At 60.9% G+C, this 26260-nt stretch carries 21 protein-coding genes and 1 pseudogene; 9 read left to right on the top strand and 13 right to left on the bottom strand.

Annotated features, from left to right (window positions below; all coding sequences use genetic code 11):
- The first annotated feature begins 26 nt into the window (after positions 1-26).
- Positions 27-431: a hypothetical protein gene (locus tag QYE47_RS13600; protein ID WP_154211917.1), complete on the top strand. Its 405-nt coding sequence runs from the start codon at positions 27-29 to the stop codon at positions 429-431.
- Positions 432-500: 69 nt separating this feature from the next.
- Here QYE47_RS13600 and QYE47_RS13595 read toward each other — a convergent pair whose 3' ends face one another.
- Positions 501-899 (bottom strand): hypothetical protein, encoded by a 399-nt coding sequence (locus tag QYE47_RS13595; RefSeq protein ID WP_238784018.1) that lies wholly within the window; start codon positions 897-899, stop codon positions 501-503.
- Between the two features lie 376 nt (positions 900-1275).
- Between QYE47_RS13595 and QYE47_RS13590 the strand changes: the two genes are divergently transcribed.
- Together QYE47_RS13590 and QYE47_RS13585 are read left to right on the top strand one after the other, a co-directional pair.
- Positions 1276-2199, top strand: coding sequence for a DUF808 domain-containing protein (locus QYE47_RS13590; RefSeq protein ID WP_154211915.1), 924 nt, complete (start codon positions 1276-1278; stop codon positions 2197-2199).
- A gap of 207 nt (positions 2200-2406) precedes the next feature.
- Positions 2407-2868: pseudogene (locus QYE47_RS13585) on the top strand (DUF808 family protein); the annotation flags it as partial.
- Positions 2869-3007: 139 nt separating this feature from the next.
- Here QYE47_RS13585 and QYE47_RS13580 read toward each other — a convergent pair.
- From QYE47_RS13580 to puuE, 7 genes are all read right to left on the bottom strand, one after another.
- Positions 3008-3790: an outer membrane protein OmpK gene (locus QYE47_RS13580; RefSeq protein ID WP_012051676.1), complete on the bottom strand. Its 783-nt coding sequence runs from the start codon at positions 3788-3790 to the stop codon at positions 3008-3010.
- A 354-nt stretch (positions 3791-4144) separates the two neighbouring features.
- The gene (locus QYE47_RS13575) at positions 4145-4930 is read right to left on the bottom strand and encodes an outer membrane protein OmpK (protein ID WP_070383590.1); all 786 of its coding nucleotides are present in this window, start codon (positions 4928-4930) and stop codon (positions 4145-4147) included.
- 139 nt (positions 4931-5069) lie between these two features.
- On the bottom strand, positions 5070-6425 hold the full coding sequence (locus tag QYE47_RS13570) for a nucleobase:cation symporter-2 family protein (RefSeq protein ID WP_014590200.1): 1356 nt from the start codon (positions 6423-6425) through the stop codon (positions 5070-5072).
- A 185-nt stretch (positions 6426-6610) separates the two neighbouring features.
- Positions 6611-7939, bottom strand: coding sequence for a urate hydroxylase PuuD (locus tag QYE47_RS13565; protein WP_014590201.1), 1329 nt, complete (start codon positions 7937-7939; stop codon positions 6611-6613).
- Positions 7940-7983: 44 nt separating this feature from the next.
- Entirely contained in the window at positions 7984-8487 is a 504-nt protein-coding gene (locus tag QYE47_RS13560) for an ureidoglycolate lyase (RefSeq protein ID WP_003254333.1), read from the bottom strand.
- Between the two features lie 49 nt (positions 8488-8536).
- Complete coding sequence (gene uraD, locus QYE47_RS13555) at positions 8537-9052, bottom strand: 2-oxo-4-hydroxy-4-carboxy-5-ureidoimidazoline decarboxylase (RefSeq protein WP_010955031.1); 516 nt, start codon at positions 9050-9052, stop codon at positions 8537-8539.
- Positions 9052-9978, bottom strand: coding sequence for an allantoinase PuuE (puuE, locus tag QYE47_RS13550; protein ID WP_014590202.1), 927 nt, complete (start codon positions 9976-9978; stop codon positions 9052-9054). Before puuE ends, uraD begins: the two co-directional genes overlap by 1 nt.
- A 399-nt stretch (positions 9979-10377) precedes the next feature.
- On the opposite strand from puuE, the gene uraH reads away from it, so the two are divergent.
- Positions 10378-10731 carry a hydroxyisourate hydrolase gene (gene uraH / locus QYE47_RS13545; RefSeq protein ID WP_003254328.1) on the top strand — a complete coding sequence of 118 codons (354 nt, stop codon included), beginning with the start codon at positions 10378-10380 and terminating at the stop codon, positions 10729-10731.
- Between the two features lie 528 nt (positions 10732-11259).
- Here uraH and QYE47_RS13540 read toward each other — a convergent pair.
- The gene (locus QYE47_RS13540; protein ID WP_237141853.1) at positions 11260-12579 is read right to left on the bottom strand and encodes an NCS2 family permease; all 1320 of its coding nucleotides are present in this window, start codon (positions 12577-12579) and stop codon (positions 11260-11262) included.
- A gap of 310 nt (positions 12580-12889) precedes the next feature.
- Here QYE47_RS13540 and QYE47_RS13535 point away from each other — a divergent pair, with 310 nt between their 5' ends.
- Positions 12890-13645 carry a GntR family transcriptional regulator gene (locus tag QYE47_RS13535; RefSeq protein ID WP_014590204.1) on the top strand — a complete coding sequence of 252 codons (756 nt, stop codon included), beginning with the start codon at positions 12890-12892 and terminating at the stop codon, positions 13643-13645.
- 151 nt (positions 13646-13796) lie between these two features.
- Positions 13797-14495, top strand: coding sequence for an aquaporin Z (gene aqpZ, locus QYE47_RS13530; protein WP_014590205.1), 699 nt, complete (start codon positions 13797-13799; stop codon positions 14493-14495).
- Here aqpZ and guaD read toward each other — a convergent pair.
- From guaD to xdhA, 4 genes are all read right to left on the bottom strand, one after another.
- Positions 14492-15796, bottom strand: coding sequence for a guanine deaminase (guaD, locus tag QYE47_RS13525; protein WP_019438555.1), 1305 nt, complete (start codon positions 15794-15796; stop codon positions 14492-14494). The genes aqpZ and guaD overlap by 4 nt on opposite strands.
- A 10-nt stretch (positions 15797-15806) precedes the next feature.
- The gene (gene xdhC / locus QYE47_RS13520; protein ID WP_014590207.1) at positions 15807-16652 is read right to left on the bottom strand and encodes a xanthine dehydrogenase accessory protein XdhC; all 846 of its coding nucleotides are present in this window, start codon (positions 16650-16652) and stop codon (positions 15807-15809) included.
- 119 nt (positions 16653-16771) lie between these two features.
- A complete protein-coding gene (gene xdhB, locus QYE47_RS13515) occupies positions 16772-19171 on the bottom strand; it encodes a xanthine dehydrogenase molybdopterin binding subunit (protein ID WP_019438874.1) in 2400 nt (799 codons plus the stop codon).
- Positions 19164-20618, bottom strand: a complete 1455-nt coding sequence (xdhA, locus tag QYE47_RS13510) for a xanthine dehydrogenase small subunit (RefSeq protein WP_070383592.1) — start codon at positions 20616-20618, stop codon at positions 19164-19166. Before xdhA ends, xdhB begins: the two co-directional genes overlap by 8 nt.
- A 268-nt stretch (positions 20619-20886) precedes the next feature.
- Between xdhA and QYE47_RS13505 the strand changes: the two genes are divergently transcribed.
- The 3 genes from QYE47_RS13505 to zipA all read left to right on the top strand — a co-directional run bounded on the left by QYE47_RS13505 (position 20887) and on the right by zipA (position 26137).
- Positions 20887-21546: a GntR family transcriptional regulator gene (locus QYE47_RS13505; protein WP_010955022.1), complete on the top strand. Its 660-nt coding sequence runs from the start codon at positions 20887-20889 to the stop codon at positions 21544-21546.
- A 3-nt stretch (positions 21547-21549) separates the two neighbouring features.
- Entirely contained in the window at positions 21550-25038 is a 3489-nt protein-coding gene (gene smc, locus QYE47_RS13500) for a chromosome segregation protein SMC (RefSeq protein ID WP_070383593.1), read from the top strand.
- A 205-nt stretch (positions 25039-25243) separates the two neighbouring features.
- Positions 25244-26137: a cell division protein ZipA gene (zipA, locus tag QYE47_RS13495; protein WP_014590211.1), complete on the top strand. Its 894-nt coding sequence runs from the start codon at positions 25244-25246 to the stop codon at positions 26135-26137.
- Positions 26138-26260: the final 123 nt, after the last annotated feature.

Genomic DNA, 26260 nt, shown 5'->3' with positions numbered 1-26260 from the left:
ATCATTGATGGCCTAGGGAAAATGAGATGAGTGAGGAAAAAGTCCGCGCCCGAGAATTAACAAGGCGTCAAGCGCTCTGGAAGCTCGCTTCACTTAAACCTGGCCATCCTGAAGCAGTTCCTTTGGTGGCGATTCTCGAACGCATTTCTATCGAGGAACATAACGACGCTGTATTTGAACCAGCACTGACGCTTGATATTGTTAGCCTCAGCGTGCCTACTCGACGCAGTTCCTCCGGCAAAGAAATAGTCCGTGAGTCTGACATTCAACAGCCTTGGCGTGAACGTTTTCTCCAAGCGAGCTCAGGATCAACTCGACTGGTGGAAGGGTTCTACGCCAATGACTGGAAGAATTTTTTGCTTGAGTGGGCTGCTGAGGTTCAGCATCTAGAAGCACACATTGCTGCGATATCCAACCGATCAAATGAATGATTTTTTTGGAATGCATGATGCCTGAAATTCGTGCTTCAAGCTGCCAAAATCTGTTGAACATGCCGAGCTCTACAGCTCTCGATCCCAGGCATCCATTGCTTCCTTGAGGTTTCCATACCAGTAAAGCTTGGACGTCTTCAGCGCAGTAGCGACTTGCTTACTTATGTTTGCGTCAAGCCAGGGTGGCAGGTTCTCGCTATCAACACTGAATAAGCTCGCAAACGCAACTGAATACAAGCCAGTGGTGAGGGACTGCAGGCATACATACTGCACTGAAGAACCGTCAGCTAATCGCCGCCAGCTTACATGTTGGATAGCATCTAGGCCGTCATGAAGATTGTGGTGGAAGTTTTCGAGTGGGCTAGCAATTGGTGCGGTTGTTACTTTGTGCTGTTTACTGACCAAGTGCTTCAGTTTTTCGCGGGAGGCTATGACGATATCGCGAATTTCTTCAGGGTCGATTGACATGCTGCGTTCGTTCACCGACAAAGTCTTGAGGTTGTTAATTGCCTCAATGAACTCTCGCTCCTGATCCTTCTCTCGCTGTGTCCGTTTGTCAGGGAAGAGCCACTGAGTGATTTGTCTTAAAAACATGAAGGAGCCCGTCAGCCATTTGCTGTCGGCAGGCTACCACCCGGTGGGCTCGGCAGCTATGAATTTCAGTGCAACAGGTGATGCGAGATGGCCGCCGTCGAAGAAAGGTGGGTGACCAAGGCAGAACTGTTTTGCCACCAGCAGGTCTGTATGCCATCTTGTTTGCCATCGTGATAGTCCTGCGAGCAAGTCTGGGAGGTCAGGCGCTTATGGACGATGGGTTTGTAAGAATCTACTAAGGGTGAATGGAATGGCTGGCAGCAGTTTTTTTGCTTTGTTGGATGATATCGCGGCTCTGCTAGATGATATCTCTTTGATGAGTAAGGTCGCGGCCAAGAAGTCGGCCAGCGTGCTGAGTGACGACTTAGCAGTCAATGCTGAGCAAGTTACAGGCGTCAAAGCAGATCGTGAGCTCCCTGTGGTCTGGGCTGTGTTCAAAGGATCACTCCTTAATAAGGCGATTTTGGTGCCTTGTGCGCTATTGCTTAGCGCGTTCCTCCCTTGGTCAGTGAAGTGGCTGCTAATGGCAGGAGGAGTATACCTTTGCTATGAAGGGTTCGAAGCTATTAAGGAGAAGCTATTTCAAAGTGGTCACGAGTCCGGTGCAAGCGAGGCCAAGTCTGCGCCTAAAACTAAGGAGGAGCTGGCAGCTTACGAAAGGCGTAAAGTTAAGGGGGCTATCCGGACGGACTTTATATTGAGCGCGGAAATTACAGTTATAACTTTGAATGTTGTGTCGTCTGCCCCTTTGCTACAACAGATTGTGACGCTGATTGTAATTTCATTGGCTATGACTGTTGGCGTGTATGGGCTGGTTGCGGGAATTGTCAGGTTGGATGACGCTGGTCTTGCTTTGCTCAATTCTAAATCTGACGGTGGCACCGGAGCGGTTTTGAGGAAAGTTGGCGGTGTATTGGTGGCGTCAGCCCCAGTTCTTATGAAGGCACTGTCGTGGATTGGGACTGTCGCGATGTTCCTTGTTGGCGGCACCTTTGTGGCAGAAGGTATTCACCCAATCGAGCACCTCATTGAAGCTACCACGAGCTCCTTTGAAGGATGGGCGCCTGTTGTGAAGATAGGAGCATATGGTGTGGTTGGGGCTTTAGCTGGGATGGTCGCTGCAGTTGCGATGCGGGCGCTTTCGTGGGGCGTGGAGACAGCCAAGAGAAATTGAATGTCACAGGCTGTCGTATAGCACCTTCGTCAATTTACAGAAAATCTCCCATTGCGGTGACCCTGACGGGGATTTCCCCACCGCCGTCGGGTGTTTTTTCTAGATGGAATGGGCTTGTGTTGTGCAGAATCAGGCGATGCACAAGCCTACATTGGGCAGCTAGGCCCAGTGAATCGCCGTATTGTGCAGGATAGGGGTAGTTAAAACATTTTGTCGGCGGAAATCATCGCCATTACCTTGGGTATCGTGGCTGACTCGCCGCTGACCCAGCAGATCATCGTGCTGTCGGGCATTGCGGTGGTGATGACCATTGGTGTGTATGGGTTGGTAGGCGGGATCGTCAAGCTTGACGACCTTGGGCTGTGGATGGCCCGCAAAACCTCCAGGCTGACTCAGGCAGTGGGTAACGGCATCCTGCGGGCGGCGCCGTACATGATGAAAAGCCTGTCGGTGATTGGTACTGCGGCGATGTTCCTGGTGGGCGGTGGGATCCTGGTGCATGGCATCGAGCCGCTGCATCATGCCATCGAGGCGTTCAGCGAAGGGCGTGGCGGGGCGCTGACCGGGGCGTTGCTCAACGCTGGGGTCGGTGTTGTGGCCGGTGCCATGGTGCTGGCGGTGGTCAGTGCTGCGGGGAAGTTGTGGCGGGCGATCAGACCTGCCAATTGAGGCGCCTGGCCGGGGCTTTGCCCCGGTTCGCGGGTGAACCCGCTCCTACCAGGTACCGCATTTGCCTTGAACCCGGCGCGGCCCCTGTAGGAGCGGGTTTACCCGCGAATGGGCCGCAAAGCGGCCCCGGTAACTCAGGTCAGAAGTGCACCTTGACCAAGAAGCTCATGGTGTTCTGGTCGGTAGTGAAGGCGTCGCTGTCCTTGATACCGTACTTGTTCTTCCAGTAGTCATACTCCACACCCACGTACAGCTGTTTCTCACCCAGGTGCAATGCCTTGCCCAGGTCGTACTTGATCTGCGGGTTGAAGTGCAGGTTGGCCTGGTAGGTGCCGCGGCGGTTCTCGTCGTTGTCCACCACCCAGTCCATGAAGCCGTCGATCAGCACGTCGGAATCGCCGACCGGAATGGTGTACGACCACACCGGGGTGATCTGCCACACGTTGTCGCCGGCACGGCTGCCGTCGGTGGTGCGGTTGTAGAAGTTCAGCTGGAAGTAGTCGAAGCCCGGGATGGCCAGGTCGAAGCCCGGGCCGATCAGGTAGGACTCGGTGTCACCCTCGCCAAACTCGTAGGTCATTGCCAGCAGCACGTCCTTGACCGGGCCAAACTCGATCTTCTGGTCGAAAATCTTGCCGAACGACAGGCGTGGGCTGATCTCACCGTAGTAGGTGTTCGGGCCGTTGCCGGCGTCTTTCTGGCCCTGGTAGAAGATCTTGTCGACGAAAATGAAGTTGTCGCCGTACTTCCAGCCATCGGCGTGCTCGAAGGTGACGGTTTGCTGAATCGCGGGGTTGACCTTGAAGTTCTTGCCCCACAGGTAGGTCAGGCTGTTGTTCTGCCATTGCAGCAGGTCGCCGCCGAAGGTGGTGCCGCAGGCCAGCAGGCCGCCGGCGAGGATCAGGCTGTTGATAGTACGCATTGCGAGTGTCGCTCCCTTGATTGATCTGTTGTCAGCGCTCGGTGTCGGCGCTTTTTTTTGTCTTTTGAGTCAGCTTTTTTCGATAGGCCACAGCTGTTTGGCAAGGGTTGGGCCAACTTTTCCGGGTTGGCAAAACCTTCCTGCTCGACTTCGTTCTGAACGGATGAAAAGGGTATTTCAGGCTGGCAACACGTTGGCCAACCGCCCGAATTCATTGACTGAGCGGTCAGTAAACGCAGGCAGAATCCGTTCTGCCCTGATCGAGGGGGCGCGCAGATTACTGGCTTGCGCGCCGGGCCTCAAGTGCTCCGTCCTGGAGCGGGGTGATTCAAACTTGTGCGTTTGGTCAACTTCCTAGAAGTGTACCTTGATCAGCGCACTGGCGACGCTCTGGTTGCTGTCCAGGTTGCCGCGGCTGTCAATGCCGTACTTGTCTTTCCAGTAGCTGTATTCAAAGCCGACGTAGAGCTGTTTGGCGCCCAGGTTCAGCGCCTTGCCCAGGTCGTATTTGACCTGCGGGTTGAAGTGCAGGTTGGCGTGATAGGTGCCACGACGGGACTGGTCGTTGTCGGTAACCCAGTCCATGTAACCGTCGATCAGAATGTCTGACCGACCTACAGGGATGGTGTACGACCAGCCGGGGGTAATCTGCCAGACGTTGTCACCGGGGCGGCTGCCTTCGGTGTTACGCACGTAGAAATTGAGGGTGAAATAGTTGAAGCCGGGGATGTTCAAGTCAAAGCCTGGGCCGATCAGGTAGGCCTCGTTGTCGCCTTCACCGCGCTCGTAGGTCATGGCAAGCAGCACGTCCTTGATCGGGCCAAAGGCAAGCTTGCGGTCGAAGATCTTGCCCAATGACAGGCGTGGGCTGAACTCGCCGTAGTAGGTGGTCACACCTTTGCCGGGGTCGGCCTTGCCGTTGTAGAAGATCTTGTCGACGAACATGAAGGTGTCGCCGTACTTCCATTTGTTGGCGTGCTCGAAGGTGATGGTCTGCTGGATATCAGGGTTGACCTTGAAGTCCTTGCCGTACAGGTAGGTCAGGCTTTCGCCGTGCCATTGCAGCCATTCGCCTGCGTGCGAGGGTAGGGTGACCAGCAGGCTGCTGCCCAACAACAGGGACGTGGTGATGCGCTTCATGTTGTGATTCCCGGACTTATTGTTTTTGTTGGCGTTTTTTTGGCGCGCAGGCGCCCCGGGCGACCCATTCCGGCGGGTCGACGGCGTAGCTGTTACTGCAGAGGTGGACGAGGGGCGGCCATGCACCGCCCCCTTTGGCTCAATGCTGGTGACAGACGTCGTTGTGCATTGCGCGGTCGGCACCGCCAAGGATGTTGAACAGTACGTTCAACACCAGGGCACAGACCGTGGCCATGGCGATACCGCTGTGGGTGATGGGTTCCATCCACTGTGGCATCTGGGCAAAGAACTCCGGACGTACCACGGGGATCAACCCGAAGCCGACGCTCACGGCAACCAACAGCTGGTTGCGGCGGTCGCCGATGTCCGCCTCCTGAAGAATCTTGATCCCGGTGGCGGTGACCATGCCGAACATGGCGATGGACGCGCCGCCCAGTACCGCAGGCGGGATCGAGGCAATCAGGAAGGCCGCCTTGGGCAGCAGGCTGAGCAGGATCAGCAGTGCACCGGCCACGATGGTGACATAGCGGCAGCGCACCCCGGTCATCTGCACCAGGCCGATGTTCTGGGCGAACGAGGAGTGGGTGAAGGTGTTGAAGAAGCCCGCAATGAACGACGCACCGGCATCGCACAGCAGGCCGCGACGCAGCATGCCAGGGGTGACTTCGCGATCGGTCACCTTGCCCAGGGCCAGGAACATGCCGGTGGACTCGACGAAGATGATCACCACTACCAGGCACATGGACAGGATCGGCGCCAGGCTGAAGGTTGGCATGCCGAAGTGCAGGGGGGTGACCACCTGCAGCCACGGTGCGTCGTTCAGGCCCGACAGGTCGACCATGCCGATGGAGCCGGCCAGGATATAGCCAAGGCCCATGCCCACCAGTACCGACACGTTGACCCAGAAACCGCGCATGAAGCGGTTGATCAGCAGGATCACAGCCAGTACCAGGCCGGCCACCAGCAGGTAGATCGGCGAGCCGAACGTTTCTGCTTCATGGCCGCCACCGGCCCAGTTGACAGCCACCGGGAACAGCGACAGGCCAATCGAGGTGATCACCGTACCGGTAACCAGCGGTGGGAAGAAGCGGACAACCTTGGACATGAACGGCGCGATCAGCATGCCGAAGAACCCGGCAGCGATGGTCGCGCCGAAGATCCCCTGCAGGCCCACGCCGGGCATGCCGGCCATGGCCACCATGCTGCCGACGGCAGCGAAACTGGCACCCATCATCACCGGCATGCGGATGCCCACCGGGCCGATACCGAACGACTGGATGATGGTAGCGACGCCAGCGACCAGCAGGTCGGCGTTGATCAGGAAAGCGACTTCTTCACGGGACAACCCGGCGGCCTGGCCGATGATCAACGGCACGGCGATCGCGCCACCGTACATCAGCAGAACGTGTTGCAGGCCAACCAGGATCAGTTGGAACAAAGGCAAGGGTTCTCGCGGCGGCGCAATGGGGATATACGCCTTGCGTGACTCGGACATGCAGCACCTCGAGTTTTGTTTTTATTCTCGGATCCAAGCGGCAGGCCTCATGCCTGCGCGCTCGATGCTTGCTTGTTGCGTTACACATGAAGCTTGAGGCCGGGGCTACCGGCCTCTTCGCGGGCAAGCCCGCTCCTACAGGGAAAGGTGATTCCCTTGGGGGCGGGTTGCCTGGCGAGGTGCTGTCAGTTGACCTGGGCGCCTTTGGCGATCCAGTCGCCGACGAGCTTGCGCTCTTCGGTGGTCATCTGGGTGATGTTGCCCAGCGGCATGATCTGGCTGGCAACCGCTTGCGCCTGAATGCGCGCGGCCTGGGCCTGGATCTGCTGCGGAGTGTCGAACATCACGCCGGCAGGGGCGGTGCTGAACAGTGGGCTGGTCGGCTTGGACGAGTGGCACACGGTGCAGCGTTCCTGGATGACATTGTGGATCTTGTCGAAGTCGCCGCCACCGGCCTGGGCAGCGGCCTGGGCCGGTGCTTGCGCAGGTGCGGCGGGTGCTTCGGCAGCCTTGGCGGCGTCCTCGGCACGCTGCTCGGCAGCAGTCTTGCCACCTACCGCAGTTGCCGGCAGCGGTTGGTACTCGATCTTCGCTGCTGCTTGCTCAGGGCTTACGGCCATCGGTTTCGGGCCGGTAACGTAGGCCAGGCAGATCATCGCCAGAGCGCCGACGGGCAGGGTCCAGGCGTACTTGTTGCTGTCGTGGCGGGTGTTGAAGTAGTGGCGGATCAGAACCGCGGCTACTGCGATACCGGCCAGGATCAGCCAGTTGTACTGGCTACCGTAGGTGCTCGGGAAATGGTTGCTGATCATGATGAACAGCACCGGCAGGGTGAAGTAGTTGTTGTGACGCGAGCGCAGCAGGCCCTTGGCCGGCAGTACCGGGTCGGGCGTCTGGTTGTTCTCGATCGCCGCCACCAGCTGGCGTTGGGCCGGCATGATGATGCGGAACACGTTACCGACCATGATGGTGCCGATGATCGCGCCGGTGTGCAGGTAGGCACCGCGGCCGCTGAACACCAGGCTGAAGCCCCAGCAGGCAGCGATGATCAGCACGAACAGCACACCACCGAGTAGCGCTGGCTTCTTGCCCAGGGGCGAGTCGCACAGGAAGTCGTAGATGAACCAGCCCGCGATCAGCGAACCGATACCGATGGCCACGCCTTCGGCACCGCTCAGGGTGCTGCCAGGTGCCAGCAGGTACAGGGTCGGGTTCCAGTAGAACACCACGCACAGCAGGGCGATACCGGACATCCAGGTGAAATAGGCTTCCCATTTGAACCAGTGCAGGTTCTCGGGCATTTTCGGGGGGGCGAGCTTGTATTTCTCCAGGTGGTAGATACCACCGCCGTGAATCGCCCAGAGATCACCCGACAACCCATCGCGCGGGTTGCTTCGGTTCAGGTGGTTCTCCAGCCAGACGAAGTAGAACGATGCACCGATCCAGGCGACGCCGGTGATCATGTGAACCCAGCGAATGCTCAGGTTCAGCCATTCGTGAAGGTGTGCTTCCACAGTATGTACCTCTGCCAGTCACCGAGAAGATGACTGACCTTTTCTTATTGGTGGGGATTGAGGATCAGCATCTGTTCCTCGGTGAAGTAATGCTCATCGCAGTTGTTGCCAGAACCACTGCGATCAACCACCAGGAAATCATCCCGCTTTTCGATCGTCAGCACCGGGTGGTGCCAGACGCCGCGATGGTAATTAACGCCCTGCCTGCCATTACTGCGGAAGGCTCGGACCAAGCCTGATACAGGTGCATCGCCAACGGGCGCGACCACGATCAGAAAGGGGTTGCCGAGCAGCGGGATGAAAGCCTGGCTGCCCAGCGGATGGCGTTCCAGCATGCGCACGGTCAGCGGCATGTCCTGCGCGTCGGCGCGGAAGATGCTGATGATCGCCTTGTCTTCAGGCTCGGCGGTTTCGACCGTGGCGAGCTTGTGAAAGCGCATGGTCGAGCCGTTGTTGATCATGAAGTGGTCGCTGCCGTCGGTTTCGATCACGTCTCCGAACTGGGCGAAGGCTTCTTTGGTCAAGGGCTCGATCATCAGGGTGCGCATGCGGTTATCTCTTCTATTGTTCGTTTTCTGAATAAGGTTCGGCTGTTGTTTACAGCTGCAGCAGGCGGAACAGGGCGATCAGGTTGATCTGCGCCAGGGCTTCCTTGAATTCGGCATCGGCATCGTTGTGGATGCGTTTTTCAAAGGCGGCGAGAATCTGGTGCCGGTTGCTGCCCTTCACCGCCATGATGAACGGGAACTGAAACTTGGCTTTATAGGCATCGTTCAGCTCGGTGAAACGGGCGAACTCCTCGGCGGTGCACTGGTGAATGCCGGCGCCAGCCTGTTCGTTGGTGCTCGATTCGGTCAGCTCGCCCTGGATGGCGGCCTTGCCGGCCAGGTCCGGGTGAGCGTTGATCAGCGCCAGCTGGTCGGCGTGGTTGGCGCTGAGCAGGATGTCGCTCATGCGCTGGTGCAGCGCCTCGATCTCGTCCAGCTCGCCCAGTTGGCCCAGGTCATAGGCTTTTTCCGCAACCCACGGCGAGTGCTCGTAGATGTCGGCGAAGGCCTTGACGAAGGCGTCACGGTCCAGGGTGGATGGTTTGAGGGTATTGAAGGCGGTCATCAGGCGTTCTCTTTCTTGTACGGGTGGGTGGTGTGCCAGTGGCGGGCGATATCCACGCGACGGGCGAACCAGACCTGGTCATGACTTTTTGCGTAATCGACGAAGCGCTTGAGCGCAGCCAGGCGTGCCGGGCGGCCGACCAAGCGGCAGTGCAGGCCGATGGAAAGCATTTTCGGTGCGTCGGCGCCTTCGGCGTACAGCACATCAAAGGCGTCTTTCAGGTACTGGAAGAACTGCTCGCCGCAGTTGAAGCCCTGGACCTGGGTGAAGCGCATGTCGTTGGTGTCCAGGGTGTAGGGGATCACCAGGTGCGGCTTGCCGGTGGGGTTGTTCGGCTCCCAGTAGGGCAGGTCGTCGTCGTAGGTGTCGCTGTCATAGAGGAAGCCACCTTCTTCCATCACCAGGCGGCGGGTGTTCGGGCCGGTACGGCCGGTGTACCAGCCCAGCGGGCGCTCGCCGGTGAGTTCGGTGAGGATACGGATGGCTTCGAGCATGTGCTCGCGCTCCTGGGCCTCGTCCATGTTCTGGTAGTCGATCCAGCGGTAGCCGTGGCTGCAGATCTCGTGGCCGGCTTCGACCATGGCGCGGATCACGTCGGGGTGGCGCTGGGCGGCCATGGCCACGGCGAAGACGGTGAGTGGCACGCCGCTGTCCTTGAACAGCTTCAGCAGGCGCCATACACCGGCACGGCTGCCGTATTCATACAGCGACTCCATGCTCATGTTGCGCTGGCCCTGCAGGGGTTGGGCAGCGACCATCTCGGACAGGAAGGCTTCGGATTCCTTGTCACCGTGCAGGATGTTGCGTTCGCCACCTTCCTCGTAATTGAGGACGAAAGACAGCGCGATGCGGGCGTTACCCGGCCATTGCGGGTGAGGAGGGTTGTTGCCGTAACCGATCAGGTCGCGAGGGTAATCAGCGCTCACTGCAGTCTTCCTTCTTGTGCGTTAGTGCGGGGGGTGGGCGGGCCGCGTCGGTATGTCGCACCACCGGATGGGCTGATTGTATACAACTTCTGAAATCTTTTGTAAGCCTGTTTTTCCGCATTTCTTCCCTTTTGTCGCCTGACAGCGACCTGGAAATACAGTGCAAGAAACCTGCCTGATTGGTCAGCTAATGAGGTTGGCATCGTTATGGTGCGTGTATTTGCGACCGATGGGTGGTTTATGGGCAGCAAATGGAGGGTGTGACAGAGGGGATCAAAAAATTGTGTACAATCCTTTGGTGGAATGTCTTAATAACGTCATTCCCGCCTGCCGCAGGCGCTAAGCTGGTGCGATGGCTGAGTATTTTTTGCCCACAGATTGAACAAGAGGCGACACGCAATGGGACGTTTGACCACACACGTACTGGATGCCGCGCATGGCTGCCCGGGTAGCTCGATCAAGGTCGAGCTGTACCGCGTTGAAGGCCAGCAACTGGAGCTGGTGAACACTGCCCTGACCAACAGCGATGGCCGCGTCGACGCGCCGCTGCTGCAGGGGGACGATTACCGCACTGGCGTTTACCAGTTGCAGTTCAGCGCTGGGGATTACTACCGCGCCCGTGGCGTGCAATTGCCGGCCCAGGCGTTTCTGGATGTTGTCGTGCTGCGCTTTGGCATCGACGAGTCGCAGGAGCACTACCACGTGCCGCTGCTGATTTCGCCGTACAGCTATTCGACCTATCGTGGAAGCTAGTTGGTCGCTAGAAGAATCTTCGTAGGTCCTTTGGCCCGCTCTCACACTGGCGGGCTTTTTTTCGTCTGCTGTTTTTTGCATTGCCTGTGCCGGCCTCTTCGCGGGTAAACCCGCTCCTACACGACGGCCTGTGCCCAACCCCCGACATGTGTGTCCACCACCGATCAGGTGTAGGAGCGGGTTTACCCGCGAATACGGTGGCGGCAGCAACGGTGAACGGCGGGTGGAGATTGGCCAGCAGGGCCGGCCTCTTCGCGGGTAAACCCGCTCCTACGGGGGGACCGCGCAGGCCTTTCCAATGTTAAGCAAGATAGTGGCTCCTACGTCTGTTTCGGGCCATTTGACGCAGTGGGATTTGCGCGTGAATGCCTTGGCGCATGGAGCCATATCGCGGCGTACCAGCACGGGGGGGCGCGTCCCTCGCATTAATGGCCCGAAACAAGCGTAGGAACGACCTTGTTCGCGATGCGCCGCGCGGGCGGCGCTCGATTTCGAGAACACTGGAAATCTAAAGCCAAGCGCCCTCGGTCAGAGGAACACGAACTTGGCAATGAAGATCGCGCACAGCACCCACAGGCTGGCCGAGATTTCCTTGTACTTGCCGGTACCCGCCTTCAATGCCACATAGCTGATGAAGCCCAGGGCAATACCATCGGCGACCGAGAACGTCAGCGGCATCATGATCACCGTGACGATCGCCGGAATGCTGTCGGTGGCCTCATCCCAATGAATGTGCGCCATGCTGCCCATCATCAGCATTGCAACGTAGATCAGCGCACCTGCTGTCGCGTAGGCCGGGATCATCCCCGCCAGCGGGGCGAAGAACATCGCTGCGACGAACAGCAAGCCGACCACCACCGCCGTCAAACCGGTACGGCCACCTGCGGCGACACCTGCGGCACTCTCCACATAACTGGTCACTGGCGGCACGCCGACCACGGCACCGAATACGCTAGAAGCACTGTCGGCCTTCAAGGCGCGCGACAGGCCTTCGATACGCCCGTCCGGCGCCACCAGGTTGGCCCGTTGCGCGACACCCATCAGCGTGCCGGCAGTGTCGAACATGTGCACGAAGAGGAACGCCAGCACCACGCTGATCATACTGACGTTGAACACGCCAGCCACGTCCATGGCCATCCAGGTGGGCGCCAGGCTCGGCGGCATCGACATCACCCCGCCAAACTTGACCAAGCCCAGGCCCCAGCCGGCCAGGGTGACGCCAATGATGCTGATCAGGATCGCGCCGAATACCCGCTTATAGCTGAGGATGGCGATCAGCAGGAAGCACACGGCCGCCAGCAGCGGCCCCGGCTCATGCAGCGAGCCCAGCTTGATCAGGGTGGCGGGGCTGTCGACGACGATGCCTGCAGTCTTCAGGCCGATCAGCCCGAGAAACAATCCGACGCCGGCCCCCATGGCATGGCGCAGGCTGACCGGGATGCTGTTGAGCAGCCATTCACGCACTTTCGACAAGGTCAGGAACATGAACAACACGCCCGAGACGAATACCGCACCCAGCGCCGTTTCCCAGTTGTAGCCCATGGTGCCGACCACGGTGTAGGTAAAGAAGGCATTGAGCCCCATGCCCGGCGCCAGGCCCACCGGCCAGTTGGCGTACAGGCCCATCAGCAGGCAGCCCAGCGCGGCGGCGATGCAGGTGGCGACGAAAGCGGCACCATGGTCGATGCCGGCGTCGGCCATGATGTTGGGGTTGACGAAGATGATGTAGGCCATGGTGATGAAGGTGGTCACCCCAGCGATCATTTCGGTTCTGACGGTGCTGCCGTGTTGCTTGAGTTTGAAAATCCGCTCCAGCCAGCTCGTTTCGAGCGGTGGGGCAAGATCCAGCGTAGGGGCTTCGGATTTGCGGCTTTCCACAGCGAGTACTCCTCAAGTCGTTCTTGTTGTTATGGAGCCAGTTTCCTGAGCGATGCACTTGGCGGCTCCGCGGGAAGGCAGACGTCTGACCGTTTGTTGACTTATGGGTCAAGAAGTTGCTCGGTGGATTATGCTTTTGTGTACAAAGAAAGCAAATAATGTTTTATGTTTTGTATGCGCAATGTGTCGTACAACGGCTATATAGGTAAAACGCCCCCTGCGGAATCGCCTCAGCCTGTGTACAATGGCGCCATACTTTCTCTTCGTGCCTCGAGAGCCCATGAACGAACAGCTGCAACCTCTGAAGAAACCTGCACGAGTCGGCAAGGCCGGCCGCAGCGGTACCCAGGACGACATCGTCTACGCGCATATTTTCGAGGCGATCCTCGAGCAGCGCCTGGCTCCGGGCACCAAGTTGAGCGAGGAAGCGCTGGGCGAGATCTTTGGCGTCAGCCGCACCATCATCCGCCGTGCCTTGTCGCGCCTGGCCCACGAAAGCGTGGTGCTGCTGCGGCCGAACCGCGGCGCGGTGGTGGCCAGCCCGACCGTCGAAGAGGCGCGCCAGGTGTTCTTCTCACGGCGCATGGTCGAACGCGCCATCACCGAGTTGGCGGTGCAGCATGCCACCCCCGAGCAGCTCAACGAGCTGCGGCAGATGGTGCGCGAAGAGCGCGACAGCTTCTCGCGCGGTGACCGGGGTGCCGGCATCCGCCTTTCCGGTGAGTTCCACCTCAAGCTGGCCGAAGCGGCGGGCAATGCACCGCTGGTGAGTTTCCAGCGCAGCCTGGTCTCGCAGACTTCGCTGATCATTGCCCAGTACGAAAGCGGTAACCGCTCGCACTGCTCATACGATGAACACATGCAGCTCATCGATGCCATCGAGGCGCGCGATGCCGAGCAGGCCGTGAGCCTGATGATGCATCACATGGACCACATCGACAGCAAGCTGAACCTGGACGAGGAGAGCGCCTCGGACGATTTGCATGCCGTGTTCTCGCATCTGTTGAAAAAACCCAAGGTTTCCGTCAAGGGTTGATCGTTTGCCTGCGTGATCGAGGGGCTGCAAGGCAGCCCTTCCAGCCACTACTGGCCATAACCCAAAGGTCTGCTAAATTCTTGTGAGCAAACCTTCATCAAGCAGTTGGGCTTGCGCATTCGTTGCGTTCAACTTCTTGAGGAATGGATTCATGAGCATGTCCCTGGGTAAACGCATGGGGGCCGAACTGATCGGCACCTTCTGGCTGGTCCTTGGTGGCTGTGGCAGTGCGGTACTCGCAGCCAGTTCCCCTCTCGGCATCGGTGTGCTCGGTGTCGCCTTCGCCTTCGGCCTCACCGTACTGACCATGGCCTTTGCCATCGGCCATATCTCTGGTTGCCATCTAAACCCTGCTGTGTCGTTCGGGCTGGTGGTAGGCGGGCGCTTCCCGGCCAAAGAGCTGCTGCCTTATGTGATCGCCCAGGTGATCGGTGCCATTCTGGCGGCCGGTGTGATCTACCTCATCGCCAGCGGCAAGGCCGGTTTCGAGCTGTCTGCGGGGTTGGCTTCAAACGGCTACGCCGACCACTCACCTGGTGGCTATACGCTGGGTGCGGGTTTTGTCAGTGAAGTGGTGATGACGGCGATGTTCCTGGTGGTCATCATGGGGGCGACCGACGCCCGCGCACCGGCAGGTTTTGCACCCATCGCCATTGGCCTGGCCCTGACCCTGATCCACCTGATCTCGATCCCGGTGACCAATACCTCGGTCAACCCCGCGCGTAGCACGGGGCCGGCCTTGTTCGTCGGTGGCTGGGCCCTGCAGCAGCTGTGGCTGTTCTGGGTGGCGCCGCTGATCGGTGCTGCAATCGGCGGCGCGCTGTATCGGGGCCTGGCGAAAGAACCTTAGCGCTGGTGCACGCAGCGCCCGGCGGCGTAGGTTTCACGTACGGTACGGTCATCGCCCAGGGTGGTGAGCACGAACAAGGTTTCTTCAATGCTGTTGGACTGCTGGATACGGTAGTCCAACAGTGGTGTGGCCTTGTAGTCCAGCACCACGAAGTCCGCATCGTTGCCCGGGCGCAGGCTACCGATACGGTCGTCCAGGCGCAGTGCGCGGGCGCCGCCGAGGGTGGCCAGGTACAGCGATTTGTACGGATGCAGGCGCGCGCCTTGCAGCTGCATCACCTTGTATGCCTCGTTCAGGGTGTTCAGCAGAGAGAAGCTGGTGCCGGCGCCAACGTCGGTACCCAGGCCCACGTTGACCTTGAATCGCTCGGCCTGGGGCAGGTTGAACAGGCCACTGCCGAGGAACAGGTTGGAGGTGGGGCAGAAGGCCACGGCCGAGCCGGTTTCGGCCAGGCGTTGGCACTCTTCGTCGCACAGGTGAACGCCGTGGGCAAACACCGAGCGCTCGCCCAGCAGCTCGAAGTGATCGTAGACGTCCAGATAACCTTTCTGCTCGGGGAACAGCGACTTGACCCAGTCGATTTCCTTGAGGTTTTCCGACAGGTGCGTGTGCATGTATACGCCCGGGTGCTCCTTGAGCAATTGGCCGGCCAGGGTCAATTGTTCCGGCGTGCTGGTTGGGGCGAACCGCGGGGTAACGGCATAATGCAGGCGGCCCTTGCCATGCCAGCGCTCGATCAGTGCCTTGCTTTCGGCATAGCCCGATTCGGCGGTGTCGGTCAGGTAGTCCGGCGCGTTGCGATCCATCATTACCTTGCCGGCGATCAGGCGCAGGTCCAGGCGTTCAGCCTCTTCGAACAGGGCATTCACCGACTCCGGGTGCACGCTGCCGAATACCAGCGCAGTGGTGGTGCCGTTGCGCAACAGTTCCTTGAGGAAGATCTTCGCCACCTGGTCGGCGTGGCCTTTATCGGCGAACTGCTTTTCGCAAGGGAAGGTGTAGGTGTTCAGCCAGTCCAGCAACTGCTCGCCGTACGAGCCGATCATGCCGGTCTGCGGGAAGTGGATGTGGGTATCGATGAAGCCTGGGGTGATCAGCGCGTCCTGGTAGTGCTCGACCGGGATGCCGGCATCCAGCGTCGGCAGCAGTTCACTTGCGTGCCCAACGGCGCTGATGCGGCCATCGTCGACCACCAGCAGGCCGTCTTCGTAGTATTCATGGGAAGCCTCCAGGCCCACCTCGGCCGGGTCGGCAATGCTGTGCAGGATGGCGGCACGGTAGGCTTTGCGGGTAACGGTCATAACACACTCGTCAAATGGCTTGGCTGCGCCGGGAGGGCGGCAGCAACTGGGCAATGGGGCCGGCATTGGCGGCAGCGTCGTGCTGGCCGAAGCAGGCGTTGTAAGTGGCAATGATTTCACCGGCGATAGACACGGCGATCTCGATGGGCAGCTTGCCCTTGACCTCGGCCAGGCCCATCGGGCAGCGCATGCGTGCCATCACGGCCTCCTCGAAGCCTCGCTCGCGCAGGCGGTGCTCGAACTTGACCCGTTTGGTCTTCGAGCCGATCAGGCCGAACCAGGTGAAATCGTTGCGCTTGAGAATGGCGGCGGTCAGTTCCAGGTCGAGCTGGTGGTTGTGGGTCATGACGATGCAGTAGCTGCCGGGTGGCAGGTCCGCGACTTCGTCGACCGGTTCCTCACTGACGACCTTGGTCACCCCTTTGGGGATGAGTTCGGGGAATTCCTGTTCACGCGAGTCGATCCAGCGCACCCGGCAGGGGAGCGCGGCGAGCAAGGGTACCAGAGCCCTGCCGACATGGCCCGCGCCGAACACGGCGATCTGCGCCTGTACCGCGGCCATCGGCTCGAACAGCAGCACGGTGGCGCCGCCGCAACACTGGCCCAGGCTGGCACCGAGGCTGAAGCGCTCCAGGTGCGGGGTGGTGCGCTGCTCTTCGAGCATCTGCCGGGCGATGTGCAGCGCCTTGTATTCCAGGTGGCCGCCGCCGATGGTGTCGAACAGGCCGCTGGCGCTGACCACCATCTTCGAGCCTGCGTTGCGCGGGGTAGAGCCGCGCTCCTCGATGATGGTCACCAGCACGCAGGCTTCGCCACGGGACTGGTGGTCGGCGAGGGCGTTGATCCATTGGTGCATGATGCAACCTCTCTAAGCCATGCTGCCGACCCTTGTAGGAGCGGGTTTACCCGCGAATGCGGCGGTGAAGCCACTATCGCATTCGCGGGTAAACCCGCTCCTACGAGGGCCTTGCGTTGTCAGTGGATAATGGTTTCCAGTTCCAGTTCGTTCGACTGTGTTTCAGCCACCGCCTTGCGCATCTGCTCGCAGCCCCACAGCACCCGCTCCGGCGTAGCTGGCGCATCCACCTGCGGCTGCACGCGGTAATCGGCCAGGCTGGCCACGGCATCCTTGATTGCACACCAGGCTGCAATGCCGAGCATGAACGGGGGCTCGCCCACGGCCTTGGAGTGGAATACGGTGTCTTCCGGGTTCTTGCGGTTCTCCACCAGCTTCACCCGCAGGTCCAGTGGCATGTCAGCCACGGCCGGGATCTTGTAGCTGGCCGGGCCGTTGGTCATCAGCTTGCCTTTGGCGTTCCACACCAGCTCTTCGGTAGTCAGCCAGCCCATGCCCTGGATGAAACCGCCCTCCACCTGGCCGATGTCGATCGCAGGGTTCAGCGAATCGCCCACGTCGTGCAGGATGTCGGCGCGCAACATCTTGTATTCGCCGGTCAGCGTGTCGACGATCACTTCCACGCAGGCAGCGCCAAAGGCGAAGTAATAGAACGGCCGGCCGCGGGCCTGGCTGCGATCGTAGAAGATCTTCGGCGTGCGGTAGAACCCGGTGCTGGACAGCGACACCTGAGCGAAGTAAGCCTGCTGCACCAGTTGCTCGAAGCTGACGATCTGGTCGCGCACCCGCACATGGCCGTTGCGGAACTCGACGTCTTCCTCGGTCACTTGATAGTGCCGTGCGGCAAACTCGGTCAGGCGGCGCTTGAGGATTTCAGCCGCGTTCTGCGCCGCCTTGCCGTTCAGGTCGGCGCCGCTGGAAGCAGCCGTAGGCGAGGTGTTAGGCACCTTGTCGGTGTTGGTGGCGGTGATCTGGATGCGGCTGAAATCCACCTGGAAGATCTGCGCCACCACCTGGGCCACCTTGGTGTTCAGGCCCTGGCCCATTTCGGTGCCGCCGTGGTTCAGGTGAATGCTGCCGTCGGTGTAGATATGGATCAGTGCACCGGCCTGGTTGAGGAAGGTGGCGGTGAACGAAATGCCGAACTTGACCGGTGTCAGTGCCAGGCCTTTCTTCAGGATCGGGCTGTTGGCGTTGAAGCGGCGGATCGACTCGCGTCGCTCGGCGTAGTCGCTGCTGGCCTCCAGCTCGGCGGTCATCTCTTCGAGCATGTTGTGCTCGACGGTCTGGTAGTAGTGGGTGACGTTGCGTTCGGTCTTGCCGTAATAGTTGGCCTTGCGCACGGCCAGCGGGTCGCGGCCCAGATGACGGGCGATATGGTCCATGACCTGCTCGATGGCGACCATACCCTGTGGGCCGCCAAAGCCGCGGTAGGCGGTGTTGGACGCGGTGTTGGTCTTGCAGCGGTGGCCGTGGACGGTGGCATCGCCCAGGTAGTAAGCGTTGTCGGAGTGGAACATGGCACGGTCGACGATCGAACCGGACAGGTCGGGCGAATAGCCACAGTTGCCGGCCAGGTCGAAATTGATACCGTGCAGCCGGCCGTTGTCGTCGAAGCCCACGTCATACTCGACGTAGAACGGGTGGCGCTTGCCGGTCATGGTCATGTCTTCGACCCGCGGCAGGCGCATCTTGGTTGGTTGGCCGGTCAGGCGCGCGATTACCGCGCACAAGCATGCCGGGCTGGCGGCCTGGGTTTCCTTGCCGCCAAAACCGCCGCCCATGCGGCGCATGTCCAGCACCACCTTGTTCATCGGCACGTCGAGCACTTCGGCGACCAGTTTCTGCACTTCGGTGGGGTTCTGCGTGGAGCAGTAGACGATCATGCCGCCGTCTTCGGTAGGCATGACCGAGGAAATCTGCGTTTCCAGGTAGAAGTGCTCCTGGCCGCCGATGTGCAAGGTGCCCTGAATGCGATGGGGGGCGCTGGCCAGAGCAGCAGCCGAATCGCCGCGCTGATGGGTGTGGCTATCGAGCACGAAGTGCTTCTTGCGCAGCGCCTCGACCACGTCCAGCACCGGTTCCAGGTCTTCGTACTCGACGATGGCGGCCATGGCCGCCTTGCGTGCGGTTTCAAGATCGCGGGCAGCGACAGCGAGCACCGGCTGGCCGAAGAACTCGACCTTGTCGATGGCCAGCAGCGGGTCGCCGGCCACCACCGGGCCGATGTCCTTCAGCCCGGGGATGTCTTCGTGGGTGATGGCGATACGCACACCCTCGAAGGCATAGCACGGCGTGGTGTCGATGCGCAGGATGCGCGCATGGGCGCGGTCGGCGGTACGTGCATACACATGCAACTGGTTAGGGAATTCCAGGCGATCGTCAATGTACAGCGCCTCCCCCGATACATGCTTGTCGGCGCTGTCGTGCTTGACGCTGCGGCCGACACCGGTGGTCAGGTCCTGGCTGAACAGTTCGGCCATCTCGGCCTGGTTCTTGGCTATGTGATGGTTAGACATAAGCGGTCACCCGGGTTTCGATGTGCGGCGTTTGCTGTTCGATGAAGTACTTGCGCAGCAGGTTCTGCGCGGTCAGCAGGCGGTATTCCTTGCTGGCACGGAAGTCGCTGAGCGGGGTGAAGTCCTCGGCCAGGGCCTGGCAGGCGCGCTCGATGGCGGCCTGGTTCCACGGCTTGCCGCGCAGCGCCGCCTCACAGGCGCGGGCGCGCTTGGGAATCGCCGCCATGCCGCCGAAGGCGATACGCACACCGCTGACCACACCGTCTTCGATGCTGAGGTTGAAGGCTGCGCACACGGCGGAGATGTCATCGTCCAGGCGCTTGGACACTTTATAGGCGCGGAACGCCCAGTCACTGGAGGCGCGCGGTACGATGATCTTCTCGATGAACTCGCTGTCCTGGCGAGCCGTGATGCGGTAGTCGATGAAGTAGTCTTCCAGCGGCATCACCCGTTGGCGTTCACCCTGGCGCAGCACCACCTGCGCGTCCAGGGCGATTAGTAGGGGTGGCGAGTCGCCGATTGGCGAGGCGTTGCCGATGTTGCCGCCGAGGGTGCCCTGGTTGCGTATCTGCAGCGAGGCAAAGCGGTGCAGCAGGGCGCCGAAGTCGGGATATTCCTCGTTAAGCGCGCCATAGCAGTCGGTGAGCGGGGTGGCGGCGCCGATTTCCAGGTGGCTGGCGGTTTTCTCGATGCGCTTGAGCTCGGCCACGTGGCCGACGTAGATCATCACCGGCAAGGTCTTGTGGAACTGGGTGACTTCCAGCGCCAGGTCGGTACCACCGGCCAGCAGTCGCGCTTCGGGGTGCGAGCTGTACAGGTCAGCCAGATCCGCCACGGTCAGCGGCACCAGGCAGCGCTTGTCGCCGCTGTTCAGCTCGCCGGTCTGGGTCGGGGCAATCGCCTTGAGGCGGCTGATGGTTTGCGCCTGCTGGGTATCGAACTGGTCGCGGCAGGGCTGGCGGCAGCTCTGCTCGGCGGCGTCGAGGATCGGCCGGTAACCGGTGCAGCGGCACAGGTTGCCAGCCAGGGCTTCCTGGGCCTGGTGCAGGTCAGGGCCGCTGCTGTTCTTTTGCAGGGCAAACAGTGACATGACGAAGCCGGGCGTGCAGAAGCCGCATTGCGAACCATGGCAGTCCGCCATCGCTTGTTGAACGCTGTGCAGTTGACCCTGTTGTTTGAGGCCCTCGACACTGATCAGTTGCTTGCCATGCAGCGACGAGACGAAGGTCAGGCACGCGTTCAGGCTGCGGTAGCGCAGGCTGTCGTTACCCAGGTCGTCCTGGATCAGCTCGCCGACCACCACGGTGCAAGCGCCGCAGTCTCCACTGGCGCAGCCCTCCTTGGTGCCGGTTTTGCCCAGGTGCTCGCGCAGGTACTGCAGCACCGTCATGTTAGGGTCCAGGGCGTGCTCACTACGCAGCTCCTGGTTGACGAGAAACTGGATCACGGGGATGGCCTCGCAATGGTTTTATTGTTGTTGGGCGGACTCTAAGCAAGACCTGTCTAGCAGGTCAATATTTTTCTGACTCAAGGGTCAAGAAAATGCACATGTCCATGCCCAGCCGCACACACTGCCTCTATTCCAAGCATAGATCGCGCCGGGCGCGTGGCTGTCTGAAAGGTCAAATAAACCACCTGGCCCCTCTGCGCGATTACCGCCCAAGTACGCTACAATTCGCCCCTTGTGCCCAGTTCAATGATTTTGAAGGAAAACCATGACGTTCAAGGCCCCGGACAGCCTCTCCGAGCAGATTGCCGATTACCTGGCCGAACGCATCATCCGCGGCGAGCTGGCGCCAGGCGAACGTATCCAGGAGCAGAAAGTTACCCAGGCGCTCAACGTCAGCCGCGGCTCGGTGCGCGAAGCACTGCTGATCCTCGAACGCCGTCATCTGGTGGCGATCCTGCCGCGCCGGGGCGCCCATGTGACCCAGCTGGATGAGCGCAGCGTTCGCAGCCTGTGCTCGCTGATGGGCGAGTTCTACATCCTGCTGGGCAATGCAGTTGCGCAAAAATGGCGCACCGAAGCCGACCTGCGCCCGTTTCTGGAAATCCAGCAGCGGCTCCAGCGTGCCCATGACCAGCTCGACATCAAGACCTTCGTCGCCGACAGTTTTGCGGTCATGCGTGCGGCCTATCCCTTCGCCGACAACCCGTTCCTGCAGGAAACCGTGGAAAACCTGCAGCCGGCCATGAGCCGTGCCTATTACCTGTCGCTGGACCAGCGCCAGGCCAACATGATCGACTATCTCGACCTGTTCGCCCGGCTGCTCGAAGCCGTGGTCTCGCGTGACCTGCCGCGCATTCGCGAGGTGCTCACCGCCTATGGCCAGCGCAGCTGCGAACTGGTGCTGGCGGCACTGGCCAGAGGCTGACCGATGCGCCTGAAGTGCATTCGCCTGGCCGGGTTCAAGTCGTTCGTCGACCCGACCACGGTCAACTTCCCCAGCAACATGGCGGCCGTGGTCGGCCCAAACGGCTGCGGCAAGTCCAATATCATCGACGCGGTGCGTTGGGTGATGGGCGAGAGTTCGGCGAAGAACCTGCGCGGCGAGTCGATGACCGACGTCATCTTCAACGGCTCCAGTGGCCGCAAGCCGGTCAGCCAGGCCAGTATCGAACTGGTGTTCGACAACAGCGAAACCACCCTGGTCGGCGAGTATGCCGCCTACGCCGAGATTTCGATCCGCCGCAAGGTTACCCGCGACGGGCAGAACAGCTATTACCTCAACGGCACCAAGTGCCGACGGCGTGACATCACGGATATTTTCCTCGGGACGGGTCTGGGGCCGCGCAGCTACTCGATCATCGAGCAGGGCATGATCTCCAAGCTGATCGAGGCCAAGCCCGAGGAGCTGCGCAACTTCATCGAGGAAGCGGCTGGCATTTCCAAATACAAGGAGCGCCGCCGCGAAACCGAGAACCGCATCCGCCGCACCCAGGAAAACCTGGCGCGCCTGACCGACCTGCGCGAAGAGCTCGAGCGCCAGCTGGAGCGTCTGCATCGCCAGGCCCAGGCAGCCGAGAAGTACCGTGAGTACAAGGCTCAGGAGCGGCAGATGAAAGCGCGCCTGTCTGCCTTGCGCTGGCGAGACCTGGACGAACAAGTACGCCAGCGCGAATCGGTGATCGGCGATCAGGGCGTTTCTCACGAGGCACTGGTGGCCGAGCAGCGCAATGCCGATGCCAGTATCGAACGCCTGCGCGACGGTCATCACGAACTGTCCGAACGCTTCAACCAGGTGCAGGGCCGTTTCTACTCGGTAGCCGGTGACATCGCCCGGGTCGAGCAGAGTATCCAGCATGGCCAGCAGCGCCTGCGGCAGTTGCAGGACGACTTCAAGGAAGCCGAGCGCACACGCCTGGAAACCGAATCGCACCTGGGGCACGACCGTACTTTGCTGGCGACTTTGGGCGAAGAGCTGGCCATGCTCGAACCCGAGCAGGAAATGACCCTGGCTGCTGCCGAGGAAGCCGCTGCCGCGCTGGAAGAGGCCGAGCTGGGGATGCACGGCTGGCAGGAACAGTGGGACAGCTTCAACAGCCGCTCCGCCGAACCGCGCCGCCAGGCCGAAGTGCAGCAGGCGCGCCTGCAGCAGCTGGAAACCAGTCTTGAGCGCCAGGCCGAGCGCCAGCGCAAGTTGGTCGAGGAGCGCGAGCAACTGGGCAGCGACCCGCAGGATGCCGCCATGCTCGAACTGGCCGAGCAACTGGCCAGCAGCGAAATGCTGCTGGAAGAACTGCAGCTCTGCGAAGAGCAGGTGATCGAGCGCCTGGAAAGCGCGCGCGAGCAACTGCAGCAGGCCACCCAGGCGCAACAGCAGGCACAGGGCGACCTGCAGCGCCTGGGCGGGCGCCTGGCCTCGCTTGAAGCCTTGCAGCAGGCCGCCCTGGAGCCGGGCGCAGGTGCTGCGCAATGGCTGCACGGCCAAGGGCTGGAGCAACAGCCGCGGCTGGCCGAAGGTTTGGGGGTGGAGCCGGGTTGGGAGCTGGCGGTAGAGACGGTGCTTGGCGCCGATCTGCAGGCTGTGCTGGTGGACGATTTCAACGACCTCGATTTTGCGGGCCTGGAACAGGGTGAGCTGCGCTTGCTGCTGGCCGTCGGCGCGGGGGCGACGTTGCCCGGCAGCTTGCTGGAGAAGGTCGAGGGCCGTATCGACCTGGCGCCCTGGCTGGGCCAGGTAAGGCCTGTGGAAGACCTGGCCCAGGCGCTGGAGCAGCGCGGGGCGCTCGGCGAAGGGCAGAGCCTGGTCAGTCGCGATGGCTACTGGGTCGGCCGGCACTTCCTGCGGGTACGCCGGGGTGGCGAGGCCGAAGGCGGCGTGCTGGCGCGCGGCCAGGAAATCGAACGCCTGGGCCAGGAACAACTGGAACAGGAAGCGGCGCTGGAGCAACTCGATCAACAGTTGCAGGCCCTGCGCGAGCAGCAACTGGACCTGGAGGAGCAGCGCGAACAGTTGCGCCGCCGCACCCAGGATGAAAACCGCCTGCACGGCGAGCTGAAGGCCAGTCTTTCGGCCAGCCGCGCGCGCGCCGAGCAGGTCGAACTGCGCCGCCGCCGCCTGCAGGAAGAGCTGGGCGAGCTGGAAGAACAGCGCGCCCTGGAACACGAGCAACTGGGCGAAGCGCGCCTGCTGCTGCAAGAGGCTTTGGAGCTCATGGCCCAGGACACCGAGCAGCGCGAACAGTTGATGGCCCGCCGCGACACCCTGCGCGAAAGCCTTGACCGGGTGCGTCAGGAGGCCCGCCAGCACAAGGACCACGCTCACCAGCTGGCGGTGCGCCTGGGTTCGTTGCGTGCCCAGCACGACTCCACCCGCCAGGCGCTGGAGCGTCTGGAGCAGCAAGCTGCACGCCTGACCGAGCGCCAGGAACAACTGAGCCTGAACCTGGAGGAAGGTGAAGCTCCGCAGGAAGAACTGCGCCTGAAGCTGGAGGAGCTGCTGGAGCGGCGCATGAGCGTCGACGAGGAAATGCGCCTGGCTCGCCTGCACATGGACGAAGCTGACCGCGAACTGCGCGATGCCGAAAAACGCCGCACCCAGGCCGAGCAGCAGGCCCAGCTACTGCGTGGTCAACTGGAGCAGCTGCGCCTGGAGTGCCAGGGCCTGGATGTGCGGCGCAAAACCTTGCAGGAACAGTTGCTGGCCGATGGCTATGACCTGCAAGGCGTGCTCGCCACCCTGGAAGCCGAGGCCAGCGAGCAGGGCACCGAGCAGGAGCTGGAACAGCTTGAAGCGCGCATCCAGCGCCTGGGGGCGATCAACCTGGCGGCCATCGAAGAATACGAGCAGCAGTCCGAGCGCAAACGTTACCTGGACGCCCAGGACGCCGATCTGGTCGAAGCGCTGGAGACCCTCGAAAACGTCATCCGCAAGATCGACAAGGAAACCCGCAACCGCTTCAAGGATACCTTTGATCAGATAAATGCCGGATTACAGGCACTTTTCCCAAAAGTTTTCGGTGGTGGCAGCGCTTATCTGGAACTGACGGGCGAAGATTTACTCGATACAGGGGTGACGATCATGGCGCGCCCACCGGGCAAGAAGAACAGCACCATCCATTTGCTGTCCGGCGGCGAGAAGGCACTGACCGCCTTGGCGCTGGTGTTTGCCATCTTCAAGTTGAACCCCGCACCGTTCTGCATGCTCGACGAGGTCGATGCGCCGCTGGACGATGCCAACGTCGGGCGCTACGCGCGTCTGGTCAAGGAAATGAGTGAAAGCGTGCAGTTCATCTACATCACCCATAACAAGATTGCGATGGAGATGGCGGACCAATTGATGGGGGTGACCATGCATGAACCAGGTTGTTCACGCCTTGTTGCGGTTGATGTGGAGGCGGCCATGGCCATGGTCGACGCGTGATGCACGACAATAGGGGCACATTCTGCAGCGAAATGCCCCCGCCGTGTGCGACAGACGGTGTAAAGTTGTCTTTGGTCGTGCTAGCTTAATGTCACTCGTTTTTTGCGTGGGTAAAACGCCTGTCAGAACATAGAGTTGGCGCCACGTGTTAAAGGGCTTTGAACCCTTTGTTTTCAAGCATATTTTTATAGAGGCACGGGATTACATGGAAATCGGTCTGCGCGAGTGGCTGATCCTCATCGGCATCATTGTTATCGCCGGGATTCTTTTCGACGGCTGGCGCCGCATGCGCGGCGGGAAAGGCAAGTTGAAATTCCGTCTGGATCGCAGTTATTCCAACCTGCCGGACGAAGAGGGTGGCAGTGCCGAAGTGCTCGGCCCGTCGCGAGTGCTCGATACCCACAAGGAGCCTGAGCTGGACGAAAGCGACCTGCCGTCGCTCAGCGCGTCTGCGCGTGATCGCGAGCGTGAGCCCAAGCCGGTCAAGGCCAGCAAGCGCGGCAAGCGTGCCAGTGCGGCTGCCGATGTGCAGCAGGGTGACCTGAACCTGAGCGCCGAGCCGCGCGAGCCCGACCTGTTTGCCGACAGCGATGACGACTTTGCCGCCGACAACAACCGTAGCAGCAGCGCAGCGCCTGCCAGCAACAGCGTCAAGGAGTTGCCACCTGCCGAAGAGGTGCTGGTCATCAGCGTGATCTCCCGCGACGAGGGTGGCTTCAAGGGCCCGGCGTTGCTGCAGAACATCCTGGAAAGCGGCTTGCGCTTCGGCGAAATGGACATCTTCCACCGCCACGAGAGCATGGCCGGTCACGGCGAGGTGCTGTTCTCGATGGCCAACGCAGTCAAGCCTGGCGTGTTCGACCTGGACGACATCGATCATTTCAGCACCCGCGCGGTGAGCTTCTTCCTCGGCTTGCCGGGCCCGCGTCATCCGAAGCAGGCCTTCGATGTGATGGTTGCCGCGGCACGCAAGCTGGCCCACGAACTGAACGGTGAGCTCAAGGACGACCAGCGTAGCGTGCTGACCGCCCAGACCATCGAGCACTACCGCCAGCGTATTGTCGAGTTCGAGCGCCGTGCGCTGACCCAGAAGCGCTGACAGATCCAGACGAAAGAGCAGCCTGAGGGCGTGCTGGCCGGTTCGGGTATCGTCGTTGCCTGTGCCGGCCTCTTCGCGGGTAAACCCGCTCCTACAGGTACATCACAGCCCTGGAAGCATGTG

Origin of the sequence: Pseudomonas sp. 2,4-D, assembly GCF_030418155.1 — a bacterium.
Lineage (GTDB): Bacteria > Pseudomonadota > Gammaproteobacteria > Pseudomonadales > Pseudomonadaceae > Aquipseudomonas > Aquipseudomonas alloputida.
This window is presented reverse-complemented; position numbering and strand designations above follow the sequence as displayed.

Excerpts from the sequence above, each read along its gene's own strand:
- QYE47_RS13600 (WP_154211917.1), top strand. The coding sequence starts at position 27 with ATGAGTGAGGAAAAAGTCCGCGCCCGAGAATTAACAAGGCGTCAAGCG.
- uraH (WP_003254328.1), top strand. The coding sequence starts at position 10,378 with ATGGGACGTTTGACCACACACGTACTGGATGCCGCGCATGGCTGCCCG.
- xdhC (WP_014590207.1), bottom strand. The coding sequence starts at position 16,652 with ATGCACCAATGGATCAACGCCCTCGCCGACCACCAGTCCCGTGGCGAA.
- smc (WP_070383593.1), top strand. The coding sequence starts at position 21,550 with ATGCGCCTGAAGTGCATTCGCCTGGCCGGGTTCAAGTCGTTCGTCGAC.
- guaD (WP_019438555.1), bottom strand. The coding sequence starts at position 15,796 with ATGACCGTTACCCGCAAAGCCTACCGTGCCGCCATCCTGCACAGCATT.
- QYE47_RS13560 (WP_003254333.1), bottom strand. The coding sequence starts at position 8,487 with ATGCGCACCCTGATGATCGAGCCCTTGACCAAAGAAGCCTTCGCCCAG.
- QYE47_RS13590 (WP_154211915.1), top strand. The coding sequence starts at position 1,276 with ATGGCTGGCAGCAGTTTTTTTGCTTTGTTGGATGATATCGCGGCTCTG.
- QYE47_RS13595 (WP_238784018.1), bottom strand. The coding sequence starts at position 899 with ATGTCAATCGACCCTGAAGAAATTCGCGATATCGTCATAGCCTCCCGC.
- QYE47_RS13580 (WP_012051676.1), bottom strand. The coding sequence starts at position 3,790 with ATGCGTACTATCAACAGCCTGATCCTCGCCGGCGGCCTGCTGGCCTGC.
- QYE47_RS13575 (WP_070383590.1), bottom strand. The coding sequence starts at position 4,930 with ATGAAGCGCATCACCACGTCCCTGTTGTTGGGCAGCAGCCTGCTGGTC.
- zipA (WP_014590211.1), top strand. The coding sequence starts at position 25,244 with ATGGAAATCGGTCTGCGCGAGTGGCTGATCCTCATCGGCATCATTGTT.
- uraD (WP_010955031.1), bottom strand. The coding sequence starts at position 9,052 with ATGACCGCCTTCAATACCCTCAAACCATCCACCCTGGACCGTGACGCC.
- QYE47_RS13505 (WP_010955022.1), top strand. The coding sequence starts at position 20,887 with ATGACGTTCAAGGCCCCGGACAGCCTCTCCGAGCAGATTGCCGATTAC.
- aqpZ (WP_014590205.1), top strand. The coding sequence starts at position 13,797 with ATGAGCATGTCCCTGGGTAAACGCATGGGGGCCGAACTGATCGGCACC.
- QYE47_RS13535 (WP_014590204.1), top strand. The coding sequence starts at position 12,890 with ATGAACGAACAGCTGCAACCTCTGAAGAAACCTGCACGAGTCGGCAAG.
- xdhB (WP_019438874.1), bottom strand. The coding sequence starts at position 19,171 with ATGTCTAACCATCACATAGCCAAGAACCAGGCCGAGATGGCCGAACTG.
- QYE47_RS13570 (WP_014590200.1), bottom strand. The coding sequence starts at position 6,425 with ATGTCCGAGTCACGCAAGGCGTATATCCCCATTGCGCCGCCGCGAGAA.